This is a genomic window from Rhodococcus sp. DMU2021 (assembly GCF_019641445.1).
GTDB classification, from domain to species: Bacteria; Actinomycetota; Actinomycetes; order Mycobacteriales; family Mycobacteriaceae; genus Rhodococcus; species Rhodococcus pyridinivorans.
The window spans coordinates 126,471-152,749 of record NZ_JAIFKB010000011.1; the positions used below are offsets into that span (position 1 = coordinate 126,471).

Annotated in this window: 26 protein-coding genes and 1 tRNA gene; 19 read left to right on the plus strand and 8 right to left on the minus strand. The window is 67.6% G+C overall.

Annotated elements, in window-relative coordinates:
- Positions 1 to 21 precede the first annotated feature (21 nt).
- The 5 genes from K3M35_RS16370 (at position 22) to K3M35_RS16390 (ending at position 5,727) form a co-directional block, all read left to right on the plus strand.
- Complete coding sequence (locus K3M35_RS16370) at positions 22 to 633, plus strand: alpha/beta hydrolase (RefSeq protein ID WP_138841835.1); 612 nt, start codon at positions 22 to 24, stop codon at positions 631 to 633.
- A gap of 11 nt (positions 634 to 644) precedes the next feature.
- Positions 645 to 2,258, plus strand: coding sequence for a long-chain fatty acid--CoA ligase (locus K3M35_RS16375; protein ID WP_259444112.1), 1,614 nt, complete (start codon positions 645 to 647; stop codon positions 2,256 to 2,258).
- Positions 2,248 to 3,318: a YeiH family protein gene (locus tag K3M35_RS16380; RefSeq protein ID WP_138841837.1), complete on the plus strand. Its 1,071-nt coding sequence runs from the start codon at positions 2,248 to 2,250 to the stop codon at positions 3,316 to 3,318. Before K3M35_RS16375 ends, K3M35_RS16380 begins: the two co-directional genes overlap by 11 nt.
- A 196-nt stretch (positions 3,319 to 3,514) precedes the next feature.
- Positions 3,515 to 4,837: a diacylglycerol kinase family protein gene (locus K3M35_RS16385; RefSeq protein WP_220666704.1), complete on the plus strand. Its 1,323-nt coding sequence runs from the start codon at positions 3,515 to 3,517 to the stop codon at positions 4,835 to 4,837.
- Between the two features lie 59 nt (positions 4,838 to 4,896).
- Entirely contained in the window at positions 4,897 to 5,727 is an 831-nt protein-coding gene (locus K3M35_RS16390) for a class II glutamine amidotransferase (protein WP_220666705.1), read from the plus strand.
- A gap of 51 nt (positions 5,728 to 5,778) precedes the next feature.
- On the opposite strand, the gene K3M35_RS16395 is transcribed toward K3M35_RS16390, so the two are convergent.
- Positions 5,779 to 7,170: a hypothetical protein gene (locus K3M35_RS16395; RefSeq protein WP_220666706.1), complete on the minus strand. Its 1,392-nt coding sequence runs from the start codon at positions 7,168 to 7,170 to the stop codon at positions 5,779 to 5,781.
- A 197-nt stretch (positions 7,171 to 7,367) separates the two neighbouring features.
- Between K3M35_RS16395 and K3M35_RS16400 the strand changes: the two genes are divergently transcribed.
- Together K3M35_RS16400 and K3M35_RS16405 are read left to right on the plus strand one after the other, a co-directional pair.
- Positions 7,368 to 7,817, plus strand: a complete 450-nt coding sequence (locus tag K3M35_RS16400) for a DUF6325 family protein (RefSeq protein ID WP_024103124.1) — start codon at positions 7,368 to 7,370, stop codon at positions 7,815 to 7,817.
- A gap of 32 nt (positions 7,818 to 7,849) precedes the next feature.
- On the plus strand, positions 7,850 to 8,152 hold the full coding sequence (locus K3M35_RS16405) for an SHOCT domain-containing protein (RefSeq protein WP_220666707.1): 303 nt from the start codon (positions 7,850 to 7,852) through the stop codon (positions 8,150 to 8,152).
- Positions 8,153 to 8,547: 395 nt separating this feature from the next.
- On the opposite strand, the gene K3M35_RS16410 is transcribed toward K3M35_RS16405, so the two are convergent.
- On the minus strand, positions 8,548 to 9,999 hold the full coding sequence (locus K3M35_RS16410) for an MFS transporter (RefSeq protein WP_308257080.1): 1,452 nt from the start codon (positions 9,997 to 9,999) through the stop codon (positions 8,548 to 8,550).
- 121 nt (positions 10,000 to 10,120) lie between these two features.
- Here K3M35_RS16410 and K3M35_RS16415 point away from each other — a divergent pair, with 121 nt between their 5' ends.
- The 3 genes from K3M35_RS16415 to K3M35_RS16425 all read left to right on the plus strand — a co-directional run bounded on the left by K3M35_RS16415 (position 10,121) and on the right by K3M35_RS16425 (position 13,112).
- Positions 10,121 to 11,923, plus strand: a complete 1,803-nt coding sequence (locus K3M35_RS16415; RefSeq protein WP_220666708.1) for a glycoside hydrolase family 15 protein — start codon at positions 10,121 to 10,123, stop codon at positions 11,921 to 11,923.
- Positions 11,924 to 12,237: 314 nt separating this feature from the next.
- Positions 12,238 to 12,438: a cold-shock protein gene (locus tag K3M35_RS16420; RefSeq protein WP_033096757.1), complete on the plus strand. Its 201-nt coding sequence runs from the start codon at positions 12,238 to 12,240 to the stop codon at positions 12,436 to 12,438.
- Positions 12,439 to 12,470: 32 nt separating this feature from the next.
- Entirely contained in the window at positions 12,471 to 13,112 is a 642-nt protein-coding gene (locus K3M35_RS16425) for a helix-turn-helix domain-containing protein (protein WP_220666709.1), read from the plus strand.
- 318 nt (positions 13,113 to 13,430) lie between these two features.
- Here the strand turns inward: K3M35_RS16425 and K3M35_RS16430 are convergent, their stop codons facing one another.
- Positions 13,431 to 13,760, minus strand: a complete 330-nt coding sequence (locus K3M35_RS16430; protein ID WP_033096756.1) for a hypothetical protein — start codon at positions 13,758 to 13,760, stop codon at positions 13,431 to 13,433.
- 124 nt (positions 13,761 to 13,884) lie between these two features.
- On the opposite strand from K3M35_RS16430, the gene K3M35_RS16435 reads away from it, so the two are divergent.
- The 8 genes from K3M35_RS16435 to K3M35_RS16470 all read left to right on the plus strand — a co-directional run bounded on the left by K3M35_RS16435 (position 13,885) and on the right by K3M35_RS16470 (position 22,187).
- Positions 13,885 to 16,257 (plus strand): ATP-dependent DNA ligase, encoded by a 2,373-nt coding sequence (locus tag K3M35_RS16435; protein WP_220666710.1) that lies wholly within the window; start codon positions 13,885 to 13,887, stop codon positions 16,255 to 16,257.
- Between the two features lie 43 nt (positions 16,258 to 16,300).
- On the plus strand, positions 16,301 to 16,978 hold the full coding sequence (locus K3M35_RS16440) for a response regulator transcription factor (RefSeq protein ID WP_006551596.1): 678 nt from the start codon (positions 16,301 to 16,303) through the stop codon (positions 16,976 to 16,978).
- Positions 16,962 to 18,185, plus strand: coding sequence for a sensor histidine kinase (locus K3M35_RS16445; RefSeq protein WP_024103133.1), 1,224 nt, complete (start codon positions 16,962 to 16,964; stop codon positions 18,183 to 18,185). Before K3M35_RS16440 ends, K3M35_RS16445 begins: the two co-directional genes overlap by 17 nt.
- Positions 18,182 to 19,204, plus strand: coding sequence for a hypothetical protein (locus tag K3M35_RS16450; RefSeq protein ID WP_220666711.1), 1,023 nt, complete (start codon positions 18,182 to 18,184; stop codon positions 19,202 to 19,204). Before K3M35_RS16445 ends, K3M35_RS16450 begins: the two co-directional genes overlap by 4 nt.
- Before the next feature lie 148 nt (positions 19,205 to 19,352).
- Complete coding sequence (locus K3M35_RS16455; protein ID WP_016692216.1) at positions 19,353 to 19,625, plus strand: LuxR C-terminal-related transcriptional regulator; 273 nt, start codon at positions 19,353 to 19,355, stop codon at positions 19,623 to 19,625.
- A complete protein-coding gene (locus K3M35_RS16460; protein WP_039583976.1) occupies positions 19,622 to 20,836 on the plus strand; it encodes an ATP-binding protein in 1,215 nt (404 codons plus the stop codon). The genes K3M35_RS16455 and K3M35_RS16460 overlap by 4 nt, the downstream gene beginning before the upstream one ends.
- On the plus strand, positions 20,833 to 21,846 hold the full coding sequence (locus K3M35_RS16465; RefSeq protein WP_220666712.1) for a hypothetical protein: 1,014 nt from the start codon (positions 20,833 to 20,835) through the stop codon (positions 21,844 to 21,846). The genes K3M35_RS16460 and K3M35_RS16465 overlap by 4 nt, the downstream gene beginning before the upstream one ends.
- Before the next feature lie 11 nt (positions 21,847 to 21,857).
- The gene (locus tag K3M35_RS16470; protein WP_006551592.1) at positions 21,858 to 22,187 is read left to right on the plus strand and encodes a YnfA family protein; all 330 of its coding nucleotides are present in this window, start codon (positions 21,858 to 21,860) and stop codon (positions 22,185 to 22,187) included.
- Between the two features lie 68 nt (positions 22,188 to 22,255).
- Here K3M35_RS16470 and K3M35_RS16475 read toward each other — a convergent pair whose 3' ends face one another.
- The 3 genes from K3M35_RS16475 to K3M35_RS16485 all read right to left on the minus strand — a co-directional run bounded on the left by K3M35_RS16475 (position 22,256) and on the right by K3M35_RS16485 (position 24,615).
- Positions 22,256 to 22,708: a hypothetical protein gene (locus K3M35_RS16475; protein ID WP_019289873.1), complete on the minus strand. Its 453-nt coding sequence runs from the start codon at positions 22,706 to 22,708 to the stop codon at positions 22,256 to 22,258.
- A 94-nt stretch (positions 22,709 to 22,802) separates the two neighbouring features.
- Positions 22,803 to 23,576 (minus strand): amidohydrolase family protein, encoded by a 774-nt coding sequence (locus K3M35_RS16480; protein WP_220666713.1) that lies wholly within the window; start codon positions 23,574 to 23,576, stop codon positions 22,803 to 22,805.
- Between the two features lie 55 nt (positions 23,577 to 23,631).
- Positions 23,632 to 24,615: a YafY family protein gene (locus K3M35_RS16485; RefSeq protein ID WP_006551589.1), complete on the minus strand. Its 984-nt coding sequence runs from the start codon at positions 24,613 to 24,615 to the stop codon at positions 23,632 to 23,634.
- 99 nt (positions 24,616 to 24,714) lie between these two features.
- On the opposite strand from K3M35_RS16485, the gene K3M35_RS16490 reads away from it, so the two are divergent.
- Complete coding sequence (locus tag K3M35_RS16490) at positions 24,715 to 25,086, plus strand: VOC family protein (RefSeq protein WP_231913151.1); 372 nt, start codon at positions 24,715 to 24,717, stop codon at positions 25,084 to 25,086.
- 21 nt (positions 25,087 to 25,107) lie between these two features.
- Here K3M35_RS16490 and K3M35_RS16495 read toward each other — a convergent pair whose 3' ends face one another.
- Both K3M35_RS16495 and K3M35_RS16500 read right to left on the minus strand, forming a co-directional pair.
- A complete protein-coding gene (locus K3M35_RS16495) occupies positions 25,108 to 25,923 on the minus strand; it encodes a DUF5602 domain-containing protein (RefSeq protein ID WP_006551587.1) in 816 nt (271 codons plus the stop codon).
- Positions 25,924 to 26,093: 170 nt separating this feature from the next.
- Positions 26,094 to 26,166: transfer RNA gene (locus K3M35_RS16500), tRNA-Arg, on the minus strand.
- Between the last annotated feature and the right edge of the window lie 113 nt (positions 26,167 to 26,279).

Here is a 26,279-nt window from a genome sequence, read left to right on the forward strand (position 1 = left end):
ACGAAGGGAAGTTTCGGAGAGATGAACGACGACACCGAACCGACCGTCATCATCGTGCCCGGCCTGCGCGACCACGTCGCCGACCACTGGCAGACACTGCTCGCAGATCGGCTCGACCGGGTACGCACCGTACCTCCGCTCGACCACGACCGGCTGAGCCTGGATGCGCGAATCGCCGCGCTCGACGCGGTCGTCAGCGACGTCGACGGTCCGATCGTGCTGGTCGCGCACAGCGCCGGTGTCCTGATCACCGCGCACTGGGCCCATACATCGACCAGGCCGGTCCTCGGTGCGCTGCTCGCGACACCGGCCGACGTCGAGAAGCCGCTACCCGAGGGGTATCCCACGATCGACGATCTCGACAGGGGCGGCTGGCTTCCGATACCGCGTCGCCGCCTGCCCTTTCCCAGCATCCTCGCGGCGAGCAGCAACGATCCGCTCGCCGACCGGCGTCGGGTCGCGGGATTGGCAGAGGCGTGGGGCAGCCGGTTCGTCGACCTCGGTGCGGTGGGACATCTGAATCCTGCCTCCGGCTTCGGCGACTGGCCTGCCGCCGACGTCCTCCTGCGGGAGCTACTCGGGCGTCCTGCGGCAGCACCGTCCGAGATCACCTCTGTACCGTCCGAACTCTGAAAGCGAGCACGATGCTCAATCTGTCCGTTCTCCTGGAAGATTCCGCCCGCCGGTATCCCGACCGGGACGCCTTGGTGCTGGGGAACACCCGGATCGGCTACGGCGAACTCGACGCCCGAGCGAACCGGGTGGCCAACCTGTTGATCGCGCGTGGAATCGCGCCGGGCGAGACCGTGGCGATGTCGATCCCCAACGTGCCGGAGTTCGTGATCGTCTACTACGGCATCCTCAAGGCCGGCGCCGTCGTGGTGCCGTTGAACATCATGCTCAAGGGACATGAAATCGCCTACCATCTGCAGGATTCCGGCGCCCGGGCGTTCTTCTGCTCCGAAGGTGGACCCGACCTGCCTATCGGTGAATACGGTCGTGCCGGTTTCGCCGCAGCACCGAAGTGTCGCGACATGTTCGTCGTCGGCGGACTCGATGGTGCGGACAGTCTCGATACTGCGCTGGGGGAAGTATCGGATGTCCGTTCGTCGGTGGTACGTGATCCGCAGGACACGGCGGTGATCCTCTACACCAGCGGAACCACAGGAAAACCGAAGGGAGCCTGCCTTTCCCACTCGAACATGGTGACGAACGCGCTCACCGCGAACCGTCTGTTCGACAGCAGTCCGATGTGTACCGACACGTACCTGGTGACCTTGCCGCTGTTCCACTCCTTCGGTCAGACCGTGACCATGAATGCGGGACTGTCGGTCGGGGCCACGCTGGTTCTCCTACCGCGTTTCGATGCCCGCACCGCACTGACACTGATGATCGAGGAGGACATCACCGTTTTCGCCGGGGTTCCGACGATGTACTGGGCTCTGCTCGATGCGGTGGACGAGACGGTCGACGTGCAACCGATCGCCGCGACGATGCGCCGGGCGATCTCCGGTGGCGCCGCCCTGCCCGTCGACATCCTCACCCGCTTCTCCGAGCGCTTCGGTGTCCGGATCCTCGAGGGCTACGGGCTGTCCGAGACGTCTCCGCTCGCGTCGTTCAGCGATCTGGAACGTGACCCACGTCCCGGATCGATCGGAGTCCCGGTGTGGGGAGTCGAGGCCCGCCTCGTCGACGCCGACTGGAACACCGTCACAGCTACCGACACGATCGGGGAACTCGCCCTGCGCGGACACAATGTCATGTCCGGATATCACGGCCGGCCGGATGCCACCGCCGAAGTGATGCGGGACGGTTGGCTGCGTACCGGCGACCTCGCTCGCAGGGATGCGGACGGTTTCTACTACATCGTCGATCGCGCGAAGGATCTGATCGTGCGCGGAGGCTTCAACGTCTACCCCCGAGAGATCGAGGAAGTGCTGATCACCCACGAAGCGGTGTCACTCGCGGCGGTCGTCGGCGTTCCCCACGAGGTGTACGGCGAGGAGGTCGGCGCCTTCGTCGTCCTCGAGGCCGGGGCGCAGATCACGGAAGAGGAATTGATCTCCTGGTGCCGCGACCGGATGGCGGGATACAAGTATCCGCGCTCGATCGAGATCGTCACGACGCTTCCGACCACCGCGACGGGCAAGATCCTCAAACGCGAACTCGTCGCCACGGTACGGACGAGCACGGTATCGGCAGGCGTGGTATCGGCGAGCACGACATCGACGGGTCAGGGTTCGCCGGATGTCGGGTGAGGTCGAGGTGACATCGACGCCGCAGGACGTCGTCCGGCCGGAGGCGACGCCGGTGGGTCCGCGTTCCCGCGCGGTTGCCCTCGTCGCAGGTATCGGCGTGTGCGCGGCCGGCGCTGCGATCGCGATCGTGCTCGGTCGGTTGTTTCCCGCCGTGAACCCGATGTTGATCGCGATCGTGCTCGGAGCGCTGGTGGCCAATCTGGTTCCCGTCCCGGCGTGGATCGGCCCCGGCGTGGACTTCTCGACCAAGCGGCTGCTGCGCCTCGGCATCGCCGTGCTCGGCCTCCAACTGGTCTTCCACGACATCCTCACCCTCGGGTGGGGTGTCATCGCGCTCGTCGTGGTCATCGTCGCGGCCGGGATCACCGGGACGATGTACCTGGGGCGGGTCCTCGGACTTTCGTGGACTCAGCGGGTCCTCATCTCGTGCGGATTCTCGATCTGCGGCGCCGCGGCGGTGGCTGCCGCAGACGGAGTCGTCGACGCGAAGCGCAAGGAGGTGATCACCTCGATCGCGTTGGTCGTCGTCTTCGGCACACTGATGATTCCGGGGATTCCGCTGCTGGTGGGAGTTCTGGGGATGGACGACCTGCAGTCCGGCATCCTCGCCGGTGGGTCGATCCACGAGGTCGCGCAGGTGGTCGCTGCCGGAGGCATGATCGGCGGTGGAACTCTCGCGGTCGCCACCGTGGTCAAGCTTGCCCGGGTCCTGATGCTGGCCCCGGTGATGGCATATCTGGGCGTGGTCCGCCGACGGCGCAGTCGCGAGACGGGCGTCCACGAGGACACGGTCGGCCGGCAGCCGCCTCTGGTGCCGGTGTTCGTGATCGGATTCCTGGCAGCGGTGGCGGTGCGGTCCTCCGGACTGCTTCCCGACGTCGTGCTCGAGCACGCCGCGCTCGTGCAATCAGCGCTGTTGACCACGGCCATGTTCGGGTTGGGTCTCGGGGTCCGGGTCGGACTGCTGCGCTCGATCGGGCTGCGACCGTTCGTGCTCGCTGCTGCCTCCACGCTGTGGGTGGTGCTGATCGCCCTCGTCGGTGTCCTCGTGCTGAGCTGACCCCGACCCATACTGTCGGCATCGCCGACGCAGCGAAACATTCGGTGTCGCAGAAAATCTGCAACGGTAAAACACTCCTCACCCGCACACGATCGTGCCAAGCTCGGAAGAGGTGGTCGGTCCTCGACCCGAGAAGTCCGTCCGGCCCGCGAGGTCGGCTGCCCGGGCGCGCAGGAACGATTGCGAGGTCGAGTCGATGGCCGAGGAACACGAATCGCACCGGGACCCGGTACCCGCCGATTCCCGCCGGTGGGCGTGGACCGCCGTGGTGGTGCTGATCGTTGCCATCGTGCTTCCGATCGCCGAAGCCGGTCTGCGCGGTGTCGTCGCGCTGTTGCTGGTCGCGGCGGCCGGTGCAGCCCTGGCCGTTGCCGCGGCTTACTGGTTCCTCACCCACCGGGGCGTGATCCGCGGGGCGGCTCTGGCCGTGACCGTCCTCGCGCCTGTGGTCGTGATCGTCGTCTTCGCGGCGTCGGGTCACCTGTGGGTTGCGATCGCGTCGGTGCTGCTCGTCGCCGTGGCGGTCGCGTGCGGGCGCCGCGCCCTGCGGGCCGATCGCGTGAGTCCGCAGCCGGAGTTCCCGGCCGTTCCCGTGCAGCACCCGTTCTTCGTCATGAATCCACGCTCAGGCGGGGGCAAGGTCGTCCACTTCGACCTGCAGCGCAAAGCCGAGGAACTCGGCGCCGAAGTCGTGTTGCTGAGCGGACCGCAGCAACTCGACGTCACCGAACTGGCGGAGAACGCAGTCGAACGAGGAGCGGACCTGCTCGGCGTCGCGGGTGGCGACGGAACGCAGGCCCTGGTCGCCGCGGTCGCAGCGGAACACCGTCTTCCGTTCGTGGTGATCAGCGCCGGAACCCGGAACCATTTCGCCCTCGACCTCGGGCTCGACCGGGACGATCCGGCTGCGGGTCTGGACGCCCTCCGCGACGGGGTCGAACTGCGCGTCGATCTCGGCCGGATCAACGGTCGCCCGTTCGTCAACAATGCGTCCTTCGGCGTCTACGCGGAGGTGGTGCGGAGCCCGCAGTACCGTGCAGACAAGACGGCGACGGTGTTGCAGATGCTGCCGGATCTGCTCGGTGATCAGGGTAGGCCGGGGTTGCGGGCGCGAATCGATACCGAGACCGTCGAGGGACCGCAGGCAGTCCTGGTCAGCAACGGCCCGTACACATTCGACGACCTGGCGGGACTCGGGCGAAGAGCCCGTCTGGACAGTGGGCGGCTCGGTGTCGTCGCGATCTCGGTCTCGAACGCCCGCCAGGCCGTCGGCCTGTTCCGTCGCACTCACGACCGAGGACTGTTGCAGCGCACTGCGACGGAGGTGGTCGTCGATGCGGACGTGCCGGAGATTCCGGTCGGAGTCGACGGTGAGTCGGTGATGTTGTCGACACCCGTTCGATGCACGATCTCCACCGGAGCGCTACGGGTTCGAGTTCCCCGCGACCGTCCGGGTGTGCGGCTGCCGCCGCCGAGGCCGGACTTCGCCCGGTTACGGGAAATATTGTGGCCGAATTGAATTCTTCTATCCCCGCATTCCACGTGTCCGACGCTTTCAATGGAGGGATGTGCAGATGGATGGCGTATACCGGTGATCCCGTCCTGATGGACGACCTGCTCTTCCGGCCGGTGCACTCCCTGATCGATCAGAGCCTGCATTCCAAGATGGGCGCAACTACCACGAACGGCGACGGCTTCGGCATCGGATGGTACGGAGAAGGCCCGAGGCCGGCATTGTTCAAGTGCATCGAACCCGCCTGGAACGAGAGCAACCTCCGCGAGCTCGCCACGCAGATCCGTACGCCGTTGATGTTCGCGCATGTCCGCGCCTCGACGGGAACTCCGGTGCAGCGCACCAATTGCCACCCCTTCCGCTACGAGAACAGGTTGTGGATGCACAACGGGGCGGTGCACGGATTCCACCTCATGAAGCGGGATCTGGCGATGGCCGTCGATACGAGTCTCTACGACGCGATCCGGGGGTCGACGGATTCGGAGATGCTGTTCTACCTCGCGCTCACCTTCGGCCTCGCCGACGACCCGTTCACCGGCGTGGCGAAGGCCGTCGGTTTCGTGGAGGACGTCGGAGCACGCATGAGCATCGAGAATCCCATACAGGGAACGATCGCCACCACCGACGGCAGCAGCGTCTGGGTGTTCCGGTATTCGACGGAGCGGAAGACACGCTCGTTGTTCTACTCGGCCGACATCAAGGCGATACGGGCGCAGCATCCCGAAGTGGAAGTGCTGTACCAGCTGGGGGACGACACCCGCTTCGTGGTGTCCGAACCCCTCCGCGATCTCGAAGGGGCTTGGCTGGAGGTTCCCGAGTCGAGCGCGGGTGTCGTTCGGGGGAGCGATCAGGAGTTCCGGCCGTTCGCGCCGATCTCACCCGTGCGCTCGATGTGATCACGACGAATTCCCCGCTACAGACGTCGCTCCCGCCGAATGCGGCAACGATCAGGTCGTCGGTTGGTTCCCAGGGTTGCGCGCGGGCCTGATCACCAGTTCCAGAGCGAGCAGTGCCAGTACCGCACCCAGCACGATGAGCGTGACCACGAGTCCGGTGGGATAACGCCAGAACATCACGAGCAGTGCGGCCGCTCCGATGATGACCGATCGGATGGCGGTGCGGGCGCGGAAAGCGGTTTTCTCGAAGGGATTCGGCGAACGGGGCTGTCGCAGTCGCTGAACGGCATCGAGGCTGCGGCCGAGCCCACGCCGAACGGTCCGGGCGGAGGACGAGCCACCGGTGAGGTAGGCACCGAGAGCGATCACCAGTCCGAGCACCGCGACCGCCCGAAGGCTGGTCCGCAGCGGCATCAGCACGGCATCGATGATGGCTGCTGCCGCCTCCGGCGATAGGACGTCGGGCGGGACATCGTCGAGATACAGCGACCGGACGATGATGAGCGCGACCGCCAGAACGAACATTCCTACGACCAGTGCGAGGCCGACGAAGGCGAGTGCGCGTAGGCGACGGCCCGGCGGCGCGACGGCGACTGCGCCGGCAGCAGCGGCGAGAGTGATCCAGGGCAGCACATCCGAAACGTTGTCGAGAGTGTTCACCGCCCGCTGCGCCCGGACCAGTTCCGGTGATCGGAACAGGACCAACTGCTTGTCGACACTCGGGATCTTCTCGGCGAACGTGAAACCGCGGTCGAGAAGACGTCCCTTCACGTTGTCGATCACCGTGCCGAGAGAGATGCTCACCGTGCCCGAATCGTCGACCGTCACCGACGACGGTCCGACGTTCCCGGTCACGACCGCGACCAATGCGTTGTGGGCGGCGCGGTGGGCCTGGATCCACAGATCCTCGAACTGCTCGCTCTGCACGAGCGACAACACCGTCTCGTTGACGAAGTTTCGTGCCTGCCCGGTGATCACCGGTGCCAGTCCCTCGACGGCGCGGTCGACGCGCGGCGCGTTCTCCGTGGCCGGAACGGCATCGGTGAGAGCAACGAGAGCGTCGGTCGTCAGTCCTTCGACGTCGACGCGCGTGAAGATCTCGTCGGTAACGGAATTCGCGATCTGTGTCTGGACGGCGGGATTCGAGCCCAGTGGGGCGACGGTGGTCACGTACCGGTCGGCGTCGAGGATCTCGCTGCGCACGAACCGTGCGGTGATCGAGAGGACGGCCAGAACCGCGACCAGCACGGTGAGCAGCGCAACCGCAGCCCAGCGCCATCCGTGTCTCGCGGGCCGCGGCTCCGGAACGGGCTCGACCCCGACAGCGGCTCGCTCCCGAAGCGTGGCGACCTCCGCACGCAACCGGTCGAGTTCGGCGCGTTCGTCGTCGCTCAGCCGGCCCGGTCGGGGCTCTTCACCGCCCGCGCCGATGTTCGTGGTCATCCCGGCATCGCCCCCTTTCGGGGCCGGATCCAGTATGCGCCGCTGCGGATCGCTCCGGCAGGAATTCGAACCGTATTCGCTTCAGAAGTGGCCGTCGGGCGGTCATACTCGACGGGAGGGGGATCTGTTCTCGACGACACCGACGGAAGTCGGCTCCCGGCTTCCGTGAACGATCTTTCATCGAAACGAGGCTCCAGGTGACCGATTCGGATATAGACGAGATGGGCCCGGTCGACTACCTCGTCATCGAATTCCCTGCCGACCGACCACCGAACGGCTCTGCGCTACCGCTGCTGCTCGACCTCGTCGAGCAAGGCATCATCCGGGTGCTCGATCTCGCGTTCGTCCGCAAGGACACCGACGGTTCGGTCACCGGGATCGACATCTCCGAGGTCGGACTCGAAGGAGAAGTCGACGTGACGTTGTTCGCGGAGGCGTCGTCGGGCCTGCTCGGCGACACCGATTTCGACGAAGCGGGGGCTGCGCTCGAACCCGGCTGCTCGGCGGCCGTACTCGTCTACGAGAACACCTGGGCTGCTCCGCTGGCGCGGGCACTGCGTCGCAACGGTGCCGAACTCGTCGCGTCCGGGCGTATCCCGGTCCAGAGCATCCTGGCTTCACTGGAGAAGCTCGACGTCGAAATGTGAGTCGAGCGAACGAAATACAGGAGGAGATCGACATGCCAGGACTACTCCGCGGGGTGGCTCGCACCGCAGTCGTAGCCGGGACGGCGACGGCAGTCTCCAACCGCGTCTCCCGTCGGCAGGGAGAGCGATGGGCATCGCAGGGGCAGGCCGTCTACGGTCGTCCGGCGCAGTACGCGCCCGAACCCGAACCCGTGCCCACGCCTCCTCCGGCCGCCCCACCTCCGGGTGGAACGGACCGCATCACCGCGCTGAAGGACCTCGCCGAACTGAAGGCACAGGGCGTGCTCACCGAGGCCGAGTTCGAGAGGGAGAAGGCGCGAATTCTCGGATCCTGAAATACGAGTGCGGCATCCGGTGCGAGTGGCTACGACCGTTCCGACGCGACGATCGATGCGATGGGACCGGGCTCGTGGGCGACTGGAGGTGCACGGTACACCGGATCGGCGAGCCGGCCGACCGTCTGGCGAGGCTGTCGTTGGTGCTCGCGGACGAACTCACCTCGGCGGAGGTACGGGATCGTGCGCGTGCGCTCGCCCGTGAGCTCTTCGGGCACGACGTGGACGTCGGGGAGGTCGAGCCGGAGAATTGGTCGTCCCAGCGGCCACCGTCCACCCGGTCACCGTCGACTCGGCCGCCGTCGACATGATGCCGTACCAAGGACGCACTGCATCGGTTGGCGGAGAGCATGTTTCGTCCGGTGCGTCTCCGACTTTCCTTCCCGATGCAGTCGTCACCGTGTTCCGGAGGCGGAAGACGCGGCACTCGAGCTCGAGGGAAGGAGTGCGGACGCAACGAGTCCGACGAGCCCGATACACGCCAGCACGATCATCGCGGCCGCATACGAACGGTCCGGAGTGGCGAGGCCGACGACGAGTACGGTACCTGCCACGGCAGTGCCCAGGGACGAACCCAGATTGGACACGCAGCGCGACAGACCCGAGATCTCACCCTGCTGTTCCTCCGGGAACGCCGACTGCACGACGTTGACGGAGGGAGTGAGCATCGCACCCAGCCCGACGCCGATGAGTAACAGGCCAGGAGCGAACGCCCATGCGCTGGTCCACGCACGCACCAACAGGAGCAGAACCACGATGCCGGCGAGGGTGACGACGAAGCCGCTCATGATGAGAGCGCGCTGTGAATGCCTGTCGGCCAACCGCTCCGCCAGTAACGAGGCACCGAGGATGCCGGCGGTGGCCGCGGTGAAGATGACGCCGGTCTCGATCGCGTTGTAGCCGCGGACCACCTGCAGGAATGCCGAGACGACGAACGCGACACCCATCAATAGCAGCCACTGGATGTTCTGGGTGACGAGCGCGAGATTCGACGTGCGATTGCGGAACAGGTCGGTCGACAGTAGTGGCACTCTGCCGGCTCGTTCGAACCGCCGTACGTGTAGGAAGAACCCGACGACGAGCAGGATTCCGATGCCGATGAGGGTAGCGGACACCGAGAGTGCGTTGTCCGCCTGGAGAATCCCCATGACGATACAGACGAGACCCGCGGCGGACAGGACGGCACCGATCCCGTCGAAGGGTGTGGTCGGATCCGGGGGCAGGGGATCCTCGAGCCCTCGGCTCAGAATGACGATGGCGGCGACGATCAGTGCCTGGAAGACGAAGGCAGCCCGCCAGTCGATCGCGGTGGTGATCAATCCACCGATCAACGGCCCCGCCGCGGCGCCGATCCCACCCATACCGGTGATCACGCCGAAGGCCCGTGCCCGGGACTTCATGTCGGTGAAGAGCATCGTCGTGAGGATGTACACGGGTGGGATCAGCAGTGCGGTGCCGATTCCTTCGAAGATCGAGTTGCCCAGGATCAGGATTCCCAGACCCGGTGCTGCCGCACTCAGGAGGGCTCCCACGCCGTACAGGACGAGCCCGGCGACGAAACATCGCTTGCGACCCCATCGATCCGTCAGCTTCCCACCCGGAATCATGAACGCCGCCATGACCAGAAGGAACACGGTGATCGCGGTCTGGACGCCTTGCACCGTGGTGTCCAGATCGACGCTGATGTCGTTGATCATCACGTTCATGTTCGAACCTGCGAAACTGCAGATGAACTGAGCGAGGGCGAGCGGGAGCAACATTCGCCGGACGGGGGCGGACGGTCTCGCCACCGGATTGTCGGTCATCTCGTACTTCCCGTCGCGAAGGACGTCGCCGAAACTCTGCACGTCATGATCCACCGCGGTGGTGCACAGTGGCGTCGACGAGTCGAAACCGTGACCTTGACCTCGCATCCGAGACCAGAGGAGGATCGAAGGACTCGACTCCTCTTCTCGCGGGGGTACCGCCATGCTTCTCGAGGACTACGGCTTCATCGGTGACCTGCAGACCTCCGCGCTCGTCGGCCGGAACGGCTCGATCGACTGGCTGTGTATGCCCGCGTTCGACTCCGGATCGTGTTTCGCGGCTCTGCTCGGCGGCCCGGAGCACGGACGCTGGCTCGTCGCGCCCGAGGCGGAACCCGCGGCGGTGAACCGCCGCTACGCCGACGGCACCCTGGTGCTCGAGACCGACTTCGAGACTGCAGAGGGCGCCGTCCGTCTGATCGACTTCATGCCTCGTCGGGGATCGGGCCCACCTCGGCTGATCCGTATCGTCGAGGGGTTGCGGGGCCGTGTGCCGATGCGAATGCACTTGGCGATACGCCCCGATTATGCGGCGGTCACACCGTGGGTCGAGGCGGTGACCGACGGTGCTGTCGCGACGGCCGGCCCGGACGCCTTCCACCTGTGCACGACGGTGCCGTTGGAGATCCGTGCCGGGACCGTCGAATCCGAGTTCGTCGCCGTGGAGAGCGGCCGATACCGATTCGCTCTGGACCGGTACCCATCCTTCGAACCGGCCCCCGTCGTCGAGGATGCCGAATCCGCGCTTGCACGCACCGTGGAGTGGTGGCGCGACTGGACCGGCCGGTGCACCTACAAAGGGGCATATCGCGACGAGGTGATCCGCTCTCTGATCGTCCTCGAGGGGATGACCGACGAGACGACCGGCGCGATCGTGGCGGCCCCGACCACCTCCCTGCCCGAAGCGCTCGGCGGGGTACGCAATTGGGACTACCGCTACTGCTGGTTGCGCGACTCGGTGTTGGCGCTCGAAGCGCTGCTCGCCGGGGGATACACCGGCGAGGCTCTGGCCTTCCGCGACTTCCTGCTCCGGGTGGGAACGGGTGATCCTGCCGATGTGCAGATCATGTACGGGATCAGGGGAGAGCGTCGACTGACCGAGTTCGAGGTGGAACATCTGCCCGGTTACGAAGGGTCGGCGCCCGTCCGGGTCGGAAACGCCGCAGCCGAACAGTTCCAGCTCGACGTGTACGGCGAGGTCCTCAGCGTGGCGTACAAGGGAGCCGAAGCGCTCGGTAGGATCGAGCCGCACATGTGGCCCCGCTGGCAGGCCGTGATCGAATACGTCGAAGGAATCTGGCAGGAACCCGACGACGGGATCTGGGAAACACGCGGCCCCCGGCGCCATTTCACGCAGTCCAAGGTCATGGCCTGGGTCGTCTTCGACCGCGCGGTCCGGCTCGCCGAGGGATTCGGGCTCGACGCACCTCTCGACCGGTGGAGGCGGACCCGCGACGAGATCCACGACGAGATCTGCGAACGTGGATACGACCCCGTCCGTGGCACGTTCACGCAGTACTACGGCTCCACGGAACTCGACGCCAGCGTTCTGCTGATTCCGCTCGTCGGCTTCCTGCCCCCGACCGATGATCGGGTCACGTCCACGATCGACGCGATCCGGAACGAACTCGGCCGCGACGGCTTCGTATCCAGGTATTCGACGACGGATACCGACGACGGGCTTCCCGGGGACGAAGGACAGTTCCTGGCCTGCTCGTTCTGGCTGGTGAGCGCGTTGGCGCTCAACGGCCGGGTCGACGAGGCCCGCGCGTTGTTCGAGCGGTTGCTCGGACTCACCAACGACCTCGGACTGCTCGCCGAGGAATACGACGTGCAGGCGGGACGACAGGTCGGCAACTTTCCCCAGGCATTCAGTCACCTCACTCTCGTCGGCGCGGCCTGCGCGATCACCGTCGCCGAACGGGCACGGGCAGTGGATCCGGCCGACGGAGCACCGGCCGTCTGATCCGACATCCTCCGAATGCCATGTCTCCGCGAGATCTTCGTCCACACCGTGCGTGCTGTATGTATCCTGTGGGTACATGCTGCCCCGCATACGCACCCGTGTTCGTCGGTGTCTGTCCATCGAACGAACCACATTGGCGCGCCTGAAAATCGGTAGAAATCGTACGAATGTCGCCGATTCGGCGCGGACGCTTCCCCGGACCCGCCGAGCACGTTTCAATGACAGGTGCAGAGGGGCTGTCGGGAGCGCAGGGGATACGCTTCCGCGTCGCTTGCTCCGTCGGGGAAGTTCGCGAACGGTGGCAGGGGAACAAGATGGAACACGGTGTTGTGCTGTGGTTCGACGCCGGTCTGGGGCACGGGTTCATCCGTGACGACGACGGTACGGAGATCCTGGTGCACTACTCACAGATCGACGGCAGCGGCTACCGCTTCCTGACCGGTGGCCAACAGGTCCGTTTCGAGATCGGTTACGGGATCTTCGGTCGACATGCGGTCAACGTGCAGGTGTGCTGACATACGGGACGTTCGGATGGTGGGATCGGGAGATGGACACACGGGCGAACGAGTGGGCGGAGGAGACCCACCTCGCTGCTGCAGCTCCGACCGAGGAGCAGATGTGGGCCTCGCGGGCCAAGATCGAGCGGGCCACGGGTGTGCTGATGGAGCGGTACGGACTCGACGCCGAAGAGGCGAAGGACGCGTTGCTCCAGGCCTCCCGTCACGCCGCCGTGTCGATGGCGCAGTTGGCGGAGGACGTGCTCACGTCCGATCGGGCGAGTGAACCGTCCTCGATCGGGGAGGCCCCGGAGACCGCATCGACGCCCAGGGCACTGCGGAAGGCCGTGGCGTTCATCGAGTCCGAGGCAGCTCGTCCGATCAGTCTGGAGGACATCGCGGCCGCCGCCGGAGTCGGGGGCCGTGCCCTGCAGTACGACTTCGTGCGTCACCACCGCACGACGCCCATGCGATACCTGCGGTCCGTACGGCTCGCGCGAGCCCACCGGGATCTGCAGGCCGCCGACCCGAACGATGAGACGGTCGCGTCGATCGCTGCGCGGTGGGGCTTCTCCTCGCCCGGACGATTCGCGACGCAGTACCGGTCCGTCTACGGCCGGGCGCCTCGTGGGACCCGGTCGGGCAGGCTGTGGTCCGATCGAACTACTGCCGATCCTGTAGAAAACGAATAGACTGCACCGGAAGCGAACGATGCGTTCGCTGTCGACTCTGTCGGCGGGGCGCGAGACTTCCGACGCAGGGGGTCGGATCTGCCGACCTGCCCCGTCGGCAGTGCCTCGAGTACGCACAATCGGTCCCGGTGAGGGCATTTCGGCGTATGCTCAGGACATCGGTGATCGCCTGTCACCCCCTGCGCGGACGATCGCCGGCGCCGGGTGGATCAGAGGTAGGCCACTCGGGCGATGCCGAACCCTGTCGCCCATTTCCCCCTGCTCGGGTGGCAGGGTTTCGGCGCGCCGCAGGTCGTTCGGCGCGCGGGCGTCATCACTTCAGCGGTCGGAATCCGGCCCCGTTCCTCGTGATTCGCCGGGATCGTCGTCGCCGTCGTCCACTTCGGGGAGGGACGCGGGGAGTTCGGCTGCATAGGGTGCACGGGGTGGGGCGATCTCGTCGAGGCGTTCGTTGATCGCATGGGTGATCAGATCGTGTTGCACACGGGAGAGGGGAAGCAGGCCGTCGAGATACGCCTCGATCTCCATCTTCCCCACCTCGCCGCCGAGCGCGAAGTGGCGGAGCCACAACTCCTCGACACCGGGTTCGGAAGCGCGGAGCGCAGCGAGGAGTTGCCGGCGATGCTCGCCGTCGGGGAAATAGTTCATCGCCGCGTCAGACCGACTCTCCGAACCTACCTCCTTTCGAAGCTCGGCGTTCCCGGACGTGCAGTCCCGATCGTCACCCTTCGACACCGCACCCGAACGCGTCCGAATTGGCAGAATTCGAGATATGCCGACCCGGACGATCGACGGTCACCGCATCACCCTGACCAACCTCGACAAGGTGCTGTATCCGCGCACCGGGACGACGAAGGGCGAGGTCGTCGAGTATTACGAAGTCGTCGCCGAGGCGATGCTTCCCCATATCGTCGGCCGGGCCGCGACCCGCAACCGGTGGCCGAACGGTGTCGGCGAACAGTCCTTCTTCGAGAAGAACCTCCCCGACCACGCACCGGCCTGGATCGACCGTCGCACCCTGCACCACAAGGACCGGCGGGTCACCTACCCGCTGTTCGATTCCGCCGCCGGGCTCGTCTGGCTCGGGCAACAGGCAGCCCTCGAACTCCACGTGCACCAGTGGCGTTTCGACGGAGAGAAGGCCGGACCCGCGACCCGCATCGTCTTCGACCTCGACCCGGGGCCCGGCGTGGGCCTGGCCGAGTGTGCGGAGGTCGCGCGCCACGTGCGCGACACCGTCGCCGAACTCGGGTGGTCGGCCTATCCGGTCACCAGCGGCAGCAAGGGCATCCACCTGTACGTCCCGCTCGATCGGATGCTGTCGTCGTCGGGGGCGTCGAAGGTCGCGAAGCAGGTCGCGCGCAATCTCGAGACCACCCTTCCCGACCTGGTGACCGCGACGATGGCGAAATCGGCGCGCGAGGGCAAGGTCTTGGTCGACTGGAGCCAGAACAACAGTTCCAAGACGACGGTCGCGCCGTACTCGCTGCGCGGTCGCGACGAGCCGTGGGTGGCGGCGCCGCGCAGCTGGGACGAACTCGACGACCCCGACCTCGCGCAACTGCAGTTCCGGGAGGTCCTCGCCCGCATCGAGGAGTTCGGGGACCTGCTCGCCGGTCTCGACCCGCCCCTCGGCAAGGCTGTGTCCGGAGACAAGGCCGGGTCCGGCGGCAAGACCGTGTCCGGCGGAGACGCCCTGGACACCTACCGCGGCAAGCGCGACGCGTCGCGCACCCCGGAACCGGTACCCGACCGCGTCCCCGACGACGGTCCCGGCAACAGGTTCGTCATCCAGGAGCACCACGCGCGTCGCCTGCACTACGACCTGAGGCTCGAACGCGACGGTGTGCTGGCGTCGTGGGCCGTACCGAAGAACCTGCCGGACACCTCGGGGCGCAACAATCTCGCGGTCCGGACCGAGGACCACCCGATCGAGTACCTGACCTTCCACGGGACGGTCCCGAAGGGCGAATACGGCGCCGGCAGCATGACCGTGTGGGACACCGGCACCTACGACACCGAGAAGTGGCGGGACGGCGAGGTGATCGTGCGGTTCCACGGCGACAGGGTCGAGGGACGGTACGCGCTGATCCGCACCGAGAAGAACCAGTGGCTGGCGCACCGCATGAAGGACCAGTCGTCGCCGAGCACCGAGTCGTCCGATGCCGATCCGACCTCCCTCGTCGGATCGTCGGGGTCCAAGGCCTTCCCGCGCGATCTCGCGCCCATGCTCGCGACCCCCGGCGACGTCTCGGGTCTCGACGCCGAAGACTGGGCGTTCGAAGGCAAATGGGACGGATACCGCGCCATCGCGGAGATCGAGGACGGCACCGTCAGGCTCCGCAGCCGATCCGGTCGCGATGTCACCGGCGACTATCGGAAGCTCGTCGAACTCGCGACGATCCTCGACGGTCACCGGGCGGTGCTCGACGGGGAGATCGTCGCCGTCGACCGCTCCGGGGTGACGAGCTTCTCGATGCTGCAGCGGGGCGTGAACTACGAGTACCGCGTGTTCGACGTGCTGTATCTCGACGGGGTGTCGCTGCTGCGCAAGACCTACGACGATCGCCGACGGGTCCTCGAGGCGCTCGCCGCTGCCACGGACGGACTGATCGTCCCGGATCTGCTCTCGGGTGACGGCTCGAAGGCTCTCGCGCGCAGCCGCGCGAAGAACTGGGAGGGCGTGGTCGCCAAACGCCGGGACTCCGTGTATCTGCCGGGCAAGCGCGGCGCCGGATGGATCAAATCGAAGAACTGGCTCACCCAGACCGTCGTGCTCGGCGGATACCGCCGTGGCAACGGCAACCGTGCCTCGACCTTCGGCTCCCTGCTGCTCGGCGTCTACGACGACGACGGTGAGTTCGTGTACGTCGGCAAGGTCGGCACCGGTTTCGACGACGAGACGCTCCTGTCGGTGGCGAAGGCTGTGAAAGGGCGCACGAGCCGCACGAACCCGTTCGCGAACGAAGTGCCGGCCGCCGAACGCCGCGATGCGGTGTGGTTGCGGCCCGAACTCGTGGGGGAGGTGCGGTTCGGAGGATGGACGGAAGGAGACCGGGTGCGGCACGCGAGCTGGCGTGGTCTGCGCGACGATGTGGACGCGTCGAGTGTGGTGCGAGAAGAGGAAACAGGCGCTGACTGCTAACGTTCGTTCGAAGTCGGGTGATCGGGCATTAGGGGAGGCATCAATGGCCGAGGGCTCGCGTGGCGTCGTCCGTCGGATCGGTTTGGTCGAGGATCACGAGTCGGTCGCGCTCGGGTTCGCAGCGATGCTCGCCGATCAACCCGATCTCGAGCTCGCAGGTACCGCCACCACCGTCTCGGGTCTGCTCGAGCAGGTCACCGACCTCGACCTCGCCGTTCTCGACCTGCGCCTGTCCGACGGATCCTCCCCGAAGAGCAACGTCGAGCAGCTGCGCGCGGCGGGCCTCGAGACCCTGGTCTTCACCGGCGCCGAGAACCCGTATCTGCTGCGTTCGGCCGCCCGCGCCGGTGTGCTCGGGGTGGTGCGGAAATCCGAGCCCGCGGCCGTGGTGATCGAGGCGATCCGCGTGGCCGCCGCCGGAGGGCAGGTCGCCAGCACCGAGTGGGCCGCGGCGATCGACGGTGATCCCGAACTCGACGATGTCGGCCTGAGTCCGCGACAGCTCGAAGTGCTCGAACTGTATGCGTCGGGGGAGAAGCTCGACCGGGTCGCCCGGCTGACGGGCCTCGCTCCGCAGACCGTCAACGACTACCTGCAGCGGATCCGCCAGAAGTACGCGGAGGCAGGTCGTCCCGCACCCACGAAGACGGATCTGTACAAACGTGCCGTCGAGGACGGGTGGCTGCCGATGCCCGAACGGTCGGATGTCCGCCGTCGCTGACGAGCCGGCCGGGGACACCGGGGAGAAGTCGCACGATCGCAGCACGGCGGCTGCCGACCGACTTCTCCGGATGTTCGCGCGATTCGTCGCGATCGGATATCTCTGCTACTTCGCGTTGCTCGTGCCGGAGATCCTCGAAGTGTCGGCACTCGTCGCGTGGTGGTGGACTCCCACCGCGGCCGTCCTCATGTTCGGATCCGGGGTCGCGCTCGGCTTCGCCTCGTTCCGCGGCACGGTGTGGATGCAGCGGACCGCGACCGTCAATGCGCTCGCCTACGTCGTGATGGTCGCATTGTGGTTCGTGGCGTGGAACGGGACGCAGATCCCGCAGGACCAGTCGTTGTGGTTCACCGCCTTTCCCGGCCTCGCGTCGCTCGCGGCGGCGGTCGCGTGGAGACCCCGGCGGGCGTTCGTCCACATGATCCTCGTGGTTCTGCTCGCGCAGTGCGCGAATCACCTCGCCCGCGACGCCCCCTTCGGATACTTCCTGGCACCCGACCTGGCGTTCGCGTTCGTCTTCTGCACGGTCTTCCTCGCGGCCGCGGTGGTGGGACTCGGCACCGGCCGCACCCTCGACGAGACCATCGCTGCCACCCAGGCCACGGCGGCCGCCGCGGCCGCAGCGGAAGCACGGAACGCCGAGCGCGCACGGTTCGATGCCCTGGTCCACGACCGCGTGATGTCCACCCTGCTGGCGGTGTCACGCAACGCACCCCGAGAGTCGCTCGTCGAGCAGGCCGAACGAGCGGTCGCCGAACTCGACGAGTTGCGGCGCGGCACCGATCGGGAGTCGGCGCTCGACGCCGCCGCGGTCGTGGCGCGGCTCCGATCGGCGGCGACCGAGGCCGACGAGGATGTCGTCTTCACCGGCCGTGTCGCCCCGGGATCCGGCGACGTTGCGTTCCCACCCGAACCCGCGCGCGCGACCGCCGCTGCCCTCGCCGAGGCGGTACGCAACAGCGTGCGGCATGCCGGAAAGGACGCGTCCCGCACGGTCGAGGTCGACGTGGCACCGAGATGGATCTCCGTGCAGGTCGTGGACGACGGCAGAGGCTTCGAACCCGAGGCCGTCGACCCGCACCGGCTCGGTCTGGAAGTGAGCATCCGAGGACGTATGCGCCGGGTGTCCGGGGGCCGGGCGGTCGTGCAGTCCGCTCCCGGCGCCGGGACCCGGGTGTTGTTGTACTGGCGGGATCCGGCCGCATGAACACTGCGAACTCGACCGTCTCCGATCTGCTGCGGATGCACAGCAGGCCCGCGCGGGCCTTCGCCGTCCTGTACGCGGTGACCTGCGTGGTGCTCGCCCTGAACACCGCGCCCCATGCGGAGGTCCGCTGGCCCCTCGCGATCGCCGTGATCGTGTGCGTGGCCGCCGCCTACGCGCTCGTCGCAGTCGAGGGGGACCCACTACCGGTGCGACCCGCACTGGCGATGACGTTCTCGGGCGCGATCGCATCGGCGTCGGTGCTGTGGGTGGTGCCCGCCGATCCGGCACCGCACCCCATCGAGTTGTGGCCGTTCGGGATGTCCACGACGATCCTCGTGTTCATGTGCGTGCGGGGACGCACGGGGTTCGCCTGGTGCGGGGTGCTCCTCATGCTCGTCGTCGCCGCGCTGTGGTCGCATCTCACGGGCCCCGGGATGGGCTACGGACTGGGGCTGACGATCACGAGCGCGGGACCTGTGCTCATGGGCACCGTCTGCGCCTACACGATCCGCCCGCTCGCGCGGTCGATCTACCTGCTGCGCGCCCGGTCGATGCAGCGGATCGCGGCGGAGTCCGCGGCCGCCGCGGCTCTGGAGGAACGTGACGTCCGCCTCGGAAGCCTCGACGCGTCGGCGCGTCCGTTGCTCGAGCGGATCGTCTCGGGCGAACCCCTCGACGAGAACGAACGGATCGAGTGCGGACTCGTCGAGGCACGACTGCGCGACGGTCTGCGTGCGCCCGTACTCCAGGTACCCGAGGTCGACCGGGCCGCCGCTACGGCCCGCCGGCGCGGCGTCGAGATCGTTATGCTCGACGACCACGCCATGGACTCGGCATCTCCCGAGGTTCGGCGCGCCGTCTACCGGGAGGTGGTGGACGCGCTCGATTCGGTGAGAGAAGGGTCGGTGACCGTGCGTGTGTTGCCGCCGGCCCGCGCGGCGATGGTGACGATGCTCGTGAAGGGCGAGGATGTGCGCCGAATCGAGATCGGACACGACGGCCGGCGCACCGGTAATTAGGCGAAACACCGATGCCCATATTTTCTTGGGCAGAGAAAAATCTGTCTGGGTAGTTGTCGGTTTCAACCGTTAAGTTGTAGGCACTCGAAACGGAGTTCGTCGGGGGACTCGGTTCGATCCCATGTATTCATCTCGGTAGGGACGCGCTATGACGACGATGCTCGAACATTCCCCGGCACAGAAGCCTGCGCCTCAGAAGCCCGCACTCTCGGCTCGCGAGATCGAGATCCTGCGGGCCTGGCTGCTCTGCGAGTCCAAGTCCGAGGCGGCTGCGAGCCTGTTCGTCACCGCAGCCACGGTCAGCACCCACATCGTCCGCATCCGTGAGAAGTACGCCCGCGTCGGGCGTACGGCGACCACGAAGACGGCACTGCTCGCCCGCGCTCTGCAGGACGGTGTGGTCTCCATCGACGAGCTGTGACCCGTCGGCCTGCCACCACACAGGGTGGACACACGACGGATCCGACGAGCGCGGCCGACCGGATCCACCGGGTCTTCGGTCGGTTCATCAGCGCGGGCTACGTGTTCTACCTGCTGTTCGTCGTCCCCACAGCGGTGTCGCAGGCCCACCTCACGGCATGGTGGTGGTTGCCGACGGCACTGCTCGCGATCTTCGGCACCGGGATCGCGCTCGGGGTGGCGACCTTCCTGAGCGATGTCCGGTGGGTCGGACGACTCGCAGCCGCCAACGCCGTCGCCTTCCTGGTCGCGGCGGTCCTGTGGTTCCCGGCCTGGACGGGTGAGGTTTCCACGAACACGGCCTGGCAGGCGCTCTTCCCCGGAGTGGCAGGACTGTCCGCGGCGGCAGCGTGGCGGCCGCGGACGGCGCTCGCCTACCTCACGGTGGTGGTGCTCGTCGTGCAGACCACCAACTATCTGCTGGTGAACACCACGACGGGATACCGCTTCGTCCCGGAACTCGCGTTCGCGCTCATGTTCTGCGGGGTCTTCGCCGCCGCGGCGATCGTCGCCTTCCGCACGGGCGACGTCCTCGATTCCACCGTCGCGGCCACGGAGAAATCCGTCGTCGCAGCAGCGGCGGCCGCGGCCAGGACGGTCGAACGCGAGCGGTTCGACGCACTCGTCCACGACCGGGTGATGTCCACCCTGCTCGCCTCGGGTCGCGGCGCATCCGACGGTCCCGTCGCGGCCCAGGCCCGTCGTGCGCTGGAGATGTTCGACTCCCTGCGGCGCGGCGACGACACCGAGAGCAGCTTCGACGCCGACCGGGTGGCAGCCCAGTTCCGCTCGGCAGCCTCCGAGGTCGACGAGGACGTCGAGTTCACGACCACGACGAGCACCGATGCCGGACCGCACTACCCGGCCGACGTGATCAGAGCGGTCGCAGCCGCACTGGCCGAGGCCGTGCGGAACAGCGTGCGCCACGCCGGCCCGGGCACGCAGCGGGCCGTGCACGTCGACCTCGGGCCCGGATCGGTCCGGGTGGTCGTCCGCGACGACGGCCACGGATTCGACCCCGCCCAGATCGACCCCTACCGGATGGGCATCCGCGCGAGCATCCACGGACGCATGCGCGGCATGGCCGGGGGCGACTCGGAGATCACCTCGGGTCCCGCGGGCACGACGGTGACGCTGCACTGGTGCGATCCGGCCGAGCGTCGCGCGCCGTGACCGCCGAACCCACCCGCGACGTGCGCGACCTGCTGGGGATGCGCACCACGGCCGCACGTGCGCTCGTGAGCCTCTACGCCCTGGTCTGCCTCGTGCTGGCGGCGTTCGGGGCCGAGCACACGTCCGCGAGCTGGCCTCCCGCCCTCGCCGTGCTCGTGTGCACGTTCGCGGCATTCACCCTCATCACCGTTCCGGGCGACCCGCTGCCGATGCCGGCGACGATCCTGCTCGCCGCCACCGGGACGGTCTCGTCGGCGCTCGTGTTCTCGGTGCTACCGGTGCCGTCTCCGGGAGGCATCGCGACCTGGCCGCTCGGGATGTCCACGGTCGTCTTCACCTTCATGTGCGTGCGCGGTCGCACCTTCGCGGCGTGGATCGGGTTGGCCTGCATGATCGCGACCGCGACCTTCTGGACCTACGCCACCGGACAGGGGATCGGCCCCGGCCTGTCGCTGTCGCTCGTCAACGCCGCCCCGGTCCTCATGTCCACCTTCTTCGCCTTCACCCTGCGACCCCTCGCCGGATCCAGCTACCTGCTGCGTGCGATGTCGTTGCAGCGCAGCGCCGAACAGGCGGCCTCGGCTGCAGCGCTCGAGGAACGCGACGCGCAGCTCGACCGGCTCGACTCCCTGGCCCGTCCCCTCCTCGAACGCATCGCGACCGGAGAGGTACTCGAGGCGGGGGAGCGACGCGCCGGTGTGCTGCTCGAAGCACTTCTGCGGGACGGGCTTCGAGCACCGGCCCTGCAGGATCCCCAGGTCGTCGAGGCGGCCGACGCCGCGCGCCGGCGAGGCGTGGACGTGGTGATGCTCGACGATCACGGCCTGGACGGGGTGCCCCCCGACGAACAGGCCCGCCTCCGCCGTGCGGTCGCCGACGAACTCGACTCGGTGTCACACGGTTCCGTCACGGTGCGGGTCCTGCCCCCAGGACGCCGGGCCCTCGTGACGATCCTCGTGCGCGGGGACTCCGTGCGCCGCATCGAGCTCGGCAAGGCGTCGCAGGGTTAGAGTCACCTCTCGTGACCGTGCTGAAGTCGTTGCTGCTGTTCGCCGTTGCCGCCCTGTTCGAGATCGGTGGTGCGTGGCTGGTGTGGCAGGGCGTGCGCGAACACCGCGGCTGGATCTGGATGGGGCTGGGCGTGATCGCTCTCGGCGCTTACGGTTTCGTCGCCACACTCCAGCCCGACGCGAACTTCGGTCGCATCCTCGCCGCGTACGGCGGTGTGTTCGTGGCGGGTTCCCTGGTGTGGGGCATGGTGATGGACGGCTTCCGGCCGGACCGATGGGATGTCGCGGGCGCGCTGGTGTGCCTCGCCGGCGTCGCCATCATCATGTATTCACCTAGGTGACGCTGCATCCGGCCTCGCCTCGGTGACGAGGCATCCGGCACAGTGGCGGCCGGATGCCTCTCCGGACGTCACGGCACCACGACGCCGCCGACTGCGGGGGTCGAGTTGCACAGCGGTCCACTGCCGAGATTCACCGAACCGAAGACCGTCGCCACGACCTCGCCCGGACCGGTGTCGACCAGGGTCGACAGGTTCGGGTACGTACCGACCAGATCGACGATGCCGGTGCGGCCGTTGTTGCGGTTGAGCCATGCGACGCTGACCTGCCCCGCTGCCGGGACCGGCCACAGGGCCTCCCGTGTGGAGAACAGGACGTGGCCACCGGGGATGCCCTCGTCCGGTCCGGGTTGCGCCGTGACCGAGGTGAACGACGCCAGGCTGCCCTGGTTGATGCAGCCGATGGTGATCGCCGTGCCCAGAGGCTGAGGGGGTGCAGCGGTGGCCACACCGGTGAATGCGATTGCGGCGGCGACGGGTGCCGCCAAGGCGAGAACTCGACGTGGAATTCGCAGTGCAGGCATGGTGCTGCTCCTCGGAAAGGGAAGGTCACGTCCGGGAGCCGACCGCAGCGAGGAATACCGCGGCGCGTCCCGCGCACCGATGACGTGCGTGAGTCTATCGAGACACCGAAGGCCCAGGAGCGGTTTCGGTCTCGATCCGATACAGCTCGGAAGCATTGCGGCGCAGCACCGCGTCGGCGAGTTCGTCGCCGAAGACGTCCTCGACGAGGGTGATGTCGCTGTCCCGGAACGGTCGCGGTGCCCGTGTCGACGGCAGGTCGGTACCGAACACGAGTGCACCGGGATTCACATCGGCAACGGCGCGCAGCGTGTCGGCCACAGGCAGGTCGACGCGTCCGAACCCTGTTGCCTTCACGTGGATACCGCTCTCCACCAGCCGCAACAGTGACGGCAGGCCCTCCTGCGACAGGCCCAGGTGGTCGACGGAGACGGCGGGCAGTGCCGCGATCGTCGTGTGCAGTTCGGCCAGATCGCGCGAATCGATGTACAACTCGGCGTGCCAGCCGACGAGATCGTGGACCCGCCGGGCGAGTCGGTCGAGGTCGGACAGCGTCGCCGATCCGCCACGGCGGACGTTGAATCGCACGGCCCGCACTCCCGCCGCGTCGAGCCGGGTGATCTCGTCGTCCGAGGCGGTGGCCGGAAGTTGTACGACGCCGACGAAAGTGGGCCCGAGCCGGTCGAGCGCGTCGAGGAGATAGCCGTGGTCGAAAGCCTGGAACGATCCCGACACCACCGTGCCTCCGGTGACACCCAGATGCGCGACCCGCGCGAGATAGTCGTCGACGGTGAACGGTTCGGGCAGATAGCCGTCGTTCTCGACGAGGGGGAAACGCGGATCGATGATGTGCAGGTGGGCGTCGAACATCTCCCCACGATAGGAAGCCCGGTCCGAGCGGAACAGGGTTCGGATCAGCGGGAGTTCACTCGCGGCGGCGATGCGCGGTGTGACGGCGGAGGAGGGATTCGGCCAGTTCCGCCACGAGGTTCCGTGCCTCGGGTGGCCCGACGATCTCGATGTGCTCACCGAACTGCAGCAGTTGCCGCACACCGTCGATCGAGTCGTAGGCCACCGTGATCCGCGAGACGTCCGGTCGCGGCCCTGCGGTGCTCCCGCGCAGGCGGGCACCGAGGATGCGCCGGGCGAGATCGAGGCGGTTCGCCGCGAGATCGGCGGTGACGACGACGTCCTCGCGTCGTTCGAGTGCGTCGCCGAGTTCGCGTGCCAGCGCGGGCAGGGTGCGGCCGGGGGACAGGCGGCGCGGCCGGTCGAGCACTGTCCACGCACTCAGGCGGGTCAGTGCGAACAGTCGTGGTCGCCCCTCGTCGTCCGCCACGAGATACCAACGGCCGGCGCGGGAGAGCACACCGTAGGGATCGACGACGATCTCGCGTTCGCCGCGGTGCCCGCTCGACCGGTACGTGATGGCGAGTTGCCGTCCGCGCCGCAGGTCGCGGGTGAGGGCAGCGACGTCGGCCCGGTCCTCGGTGGCGAACCATCCCCGATTGTCGACGGTGACCACCTCGGTCAGTGGCAGCAGGTCGTTCTCGCGTGCGGTGGAGGGCGTGCGCCGGGCGCGTGCGGTGAGCTTGTGGACGGCGTCCCGCGCGGCGGCGTCGACACCGAGTTGGCGGGCCCGGCCCATGTCGACACCCAGGGCGCGCAGGACATCCACCTCGGACGCGTTGAGCCGGTTCAGGTCGGTCTGCCGGCCGGGGAGCATCACGATGCCGCCGTATCTGCCGCGTTCGGCGACCACCGGAAGGTCCGCAGCAGCAAGCGTTTCCACGTCGCGCAACACGGTGCGCTCGGAGACGCCGAACTCCTCCGCGAGTTCGGCGGCCGTGACCCGGCTGCGGGCCTGCAGGACGACCAGCATGCTCAGCAACCGCTGCGGCCGGTTCATCGGATGCGCGATCTCCTTTCGAAAACACGACAGGAACTGTCGGGTTTCGGTGTCACGGTAGTCCTCGAAGCCTTCACCGCCTACCGGAAGGAGGGACCGATGACCGTGTCGTCGCCCAACCTGTTCCTGATCTACGTCACCGACGTCGAACGCGCGACCCGCTTCTACAGCGACCTGTTCGCCATGACCCCGCAGATGACGACCCCGCGCTACGTCTCCTTCGAAGTGGCGCCGGGAGTGCTGTTCGCACTGTGGTCGGGTCGCGCGGAGACCGTGGATGCGACCGCTCCGCGGTTCTCCGAGGTGGGCCTGATGGTGCCGGGCTCGACCGCCGCCGTCGATGCGATCCACGACGAGTGGGCCGGTAAGGGGGTGACGGTCGTGGAGGCGCCGCACGACGAGGTGTTCGGGCGGACGTTCGTGGTCTCGGACCCGGACGGAAACCTCATCCGCGTCTCCCCGCTGGACTGAGCCTCCGCTCGACCGACCGGCCTACGACGCCTCGCGCATCGTGAGCCCACCGAGTTCGACCGTGTACGTCTGCGACGCCTCGTCCCACCACACGGAGTAGGTGGTGGGGTAGAGGCCCTCGCGTTGGTACGCCTCGGGCAGTCGGAGTTCCTCGTGGTGCGCCGGCCGCGTCGCGAGCCACTCCCGGCTCAGCATGGGTTCGATGAACGCCTGCCGTCCGTCCCACGTGCCGTAGAGCACGGTCTCGGTGAGGTGGTGTCCCGCTGCCGGATCGTGCTCCGCCTCGGTGGTGTCCACCCAGTGCAGTCCCATGCCCGCGACGGTCGACGTCAGCGGATCCCCGGACGGTGCGTACCCCTCCGGCACGTAACGCGGGTCGGGCACGCGGGCCGCGGCCGGGATGTAGCCGGGGGCGAAGGGATGGATCGACTCCACCGTGGGCCGATCCAGGAGATAGAAGTGGACGTCGAAGTGCGGGACGTCGAAGCCGTGCTGGGGGTCGTGGCCGTGCGAGTTCCAGTCGACCGTGACGTGGTCGAACGCGGTGGCGGCCGCCTCCTCGGGCAACTCGAGCACGTAGGCCTCGGTGACCGGCAGCAGCGCACCGGGCAGGTCGTCGAGGGCCGCCGCATCGAGTCGCACCCCGATGGTGGCCGGCGTGCCCGCCTCGTCGACGGTGACGTACGTGCGGGCGTTGCCCGCCCCGACGGGATGAGCGGGTCCTTCGACCAGGCCGGAGACTCCCCCGGCTCCTGCGGGAGCGGGAGTGACGAACAATCCGAGGACCGCCGCCGAGACGATCACGGCGAGATGTCGGGCACGAGGCCGAATGTCCATGCGGGGTCCTCGATTTCCGTCGTCGTCGAGCGGCATCGTTGTGGATGCTAACTGTCGCGCGAACGGTGGAGGGCTGACTAGATCGAACCGTGATGCGTGGACGGGACGGTGCCCGTGACGTTCCGGGGGTGGGGTCCGGGAGTGCTCGCGGAGCCGGCGGACCCGATGTGTGCCCCCGGCAGGATTCGAACCTGCGACACCCGCTTTAGGAGAGCGGTGCTCTATCCCCTGAGCTACGGAGGCGTCCGGCCGGGCGAAGCCGACCTTGGCGCGTTGTGAGTGTAGCCGCCGGGCGCGTGCCGTAACCAAGCGCCCGTTCTCGAGGCTCTCGAGGCCGGGCGTACGACCTGCAGGTT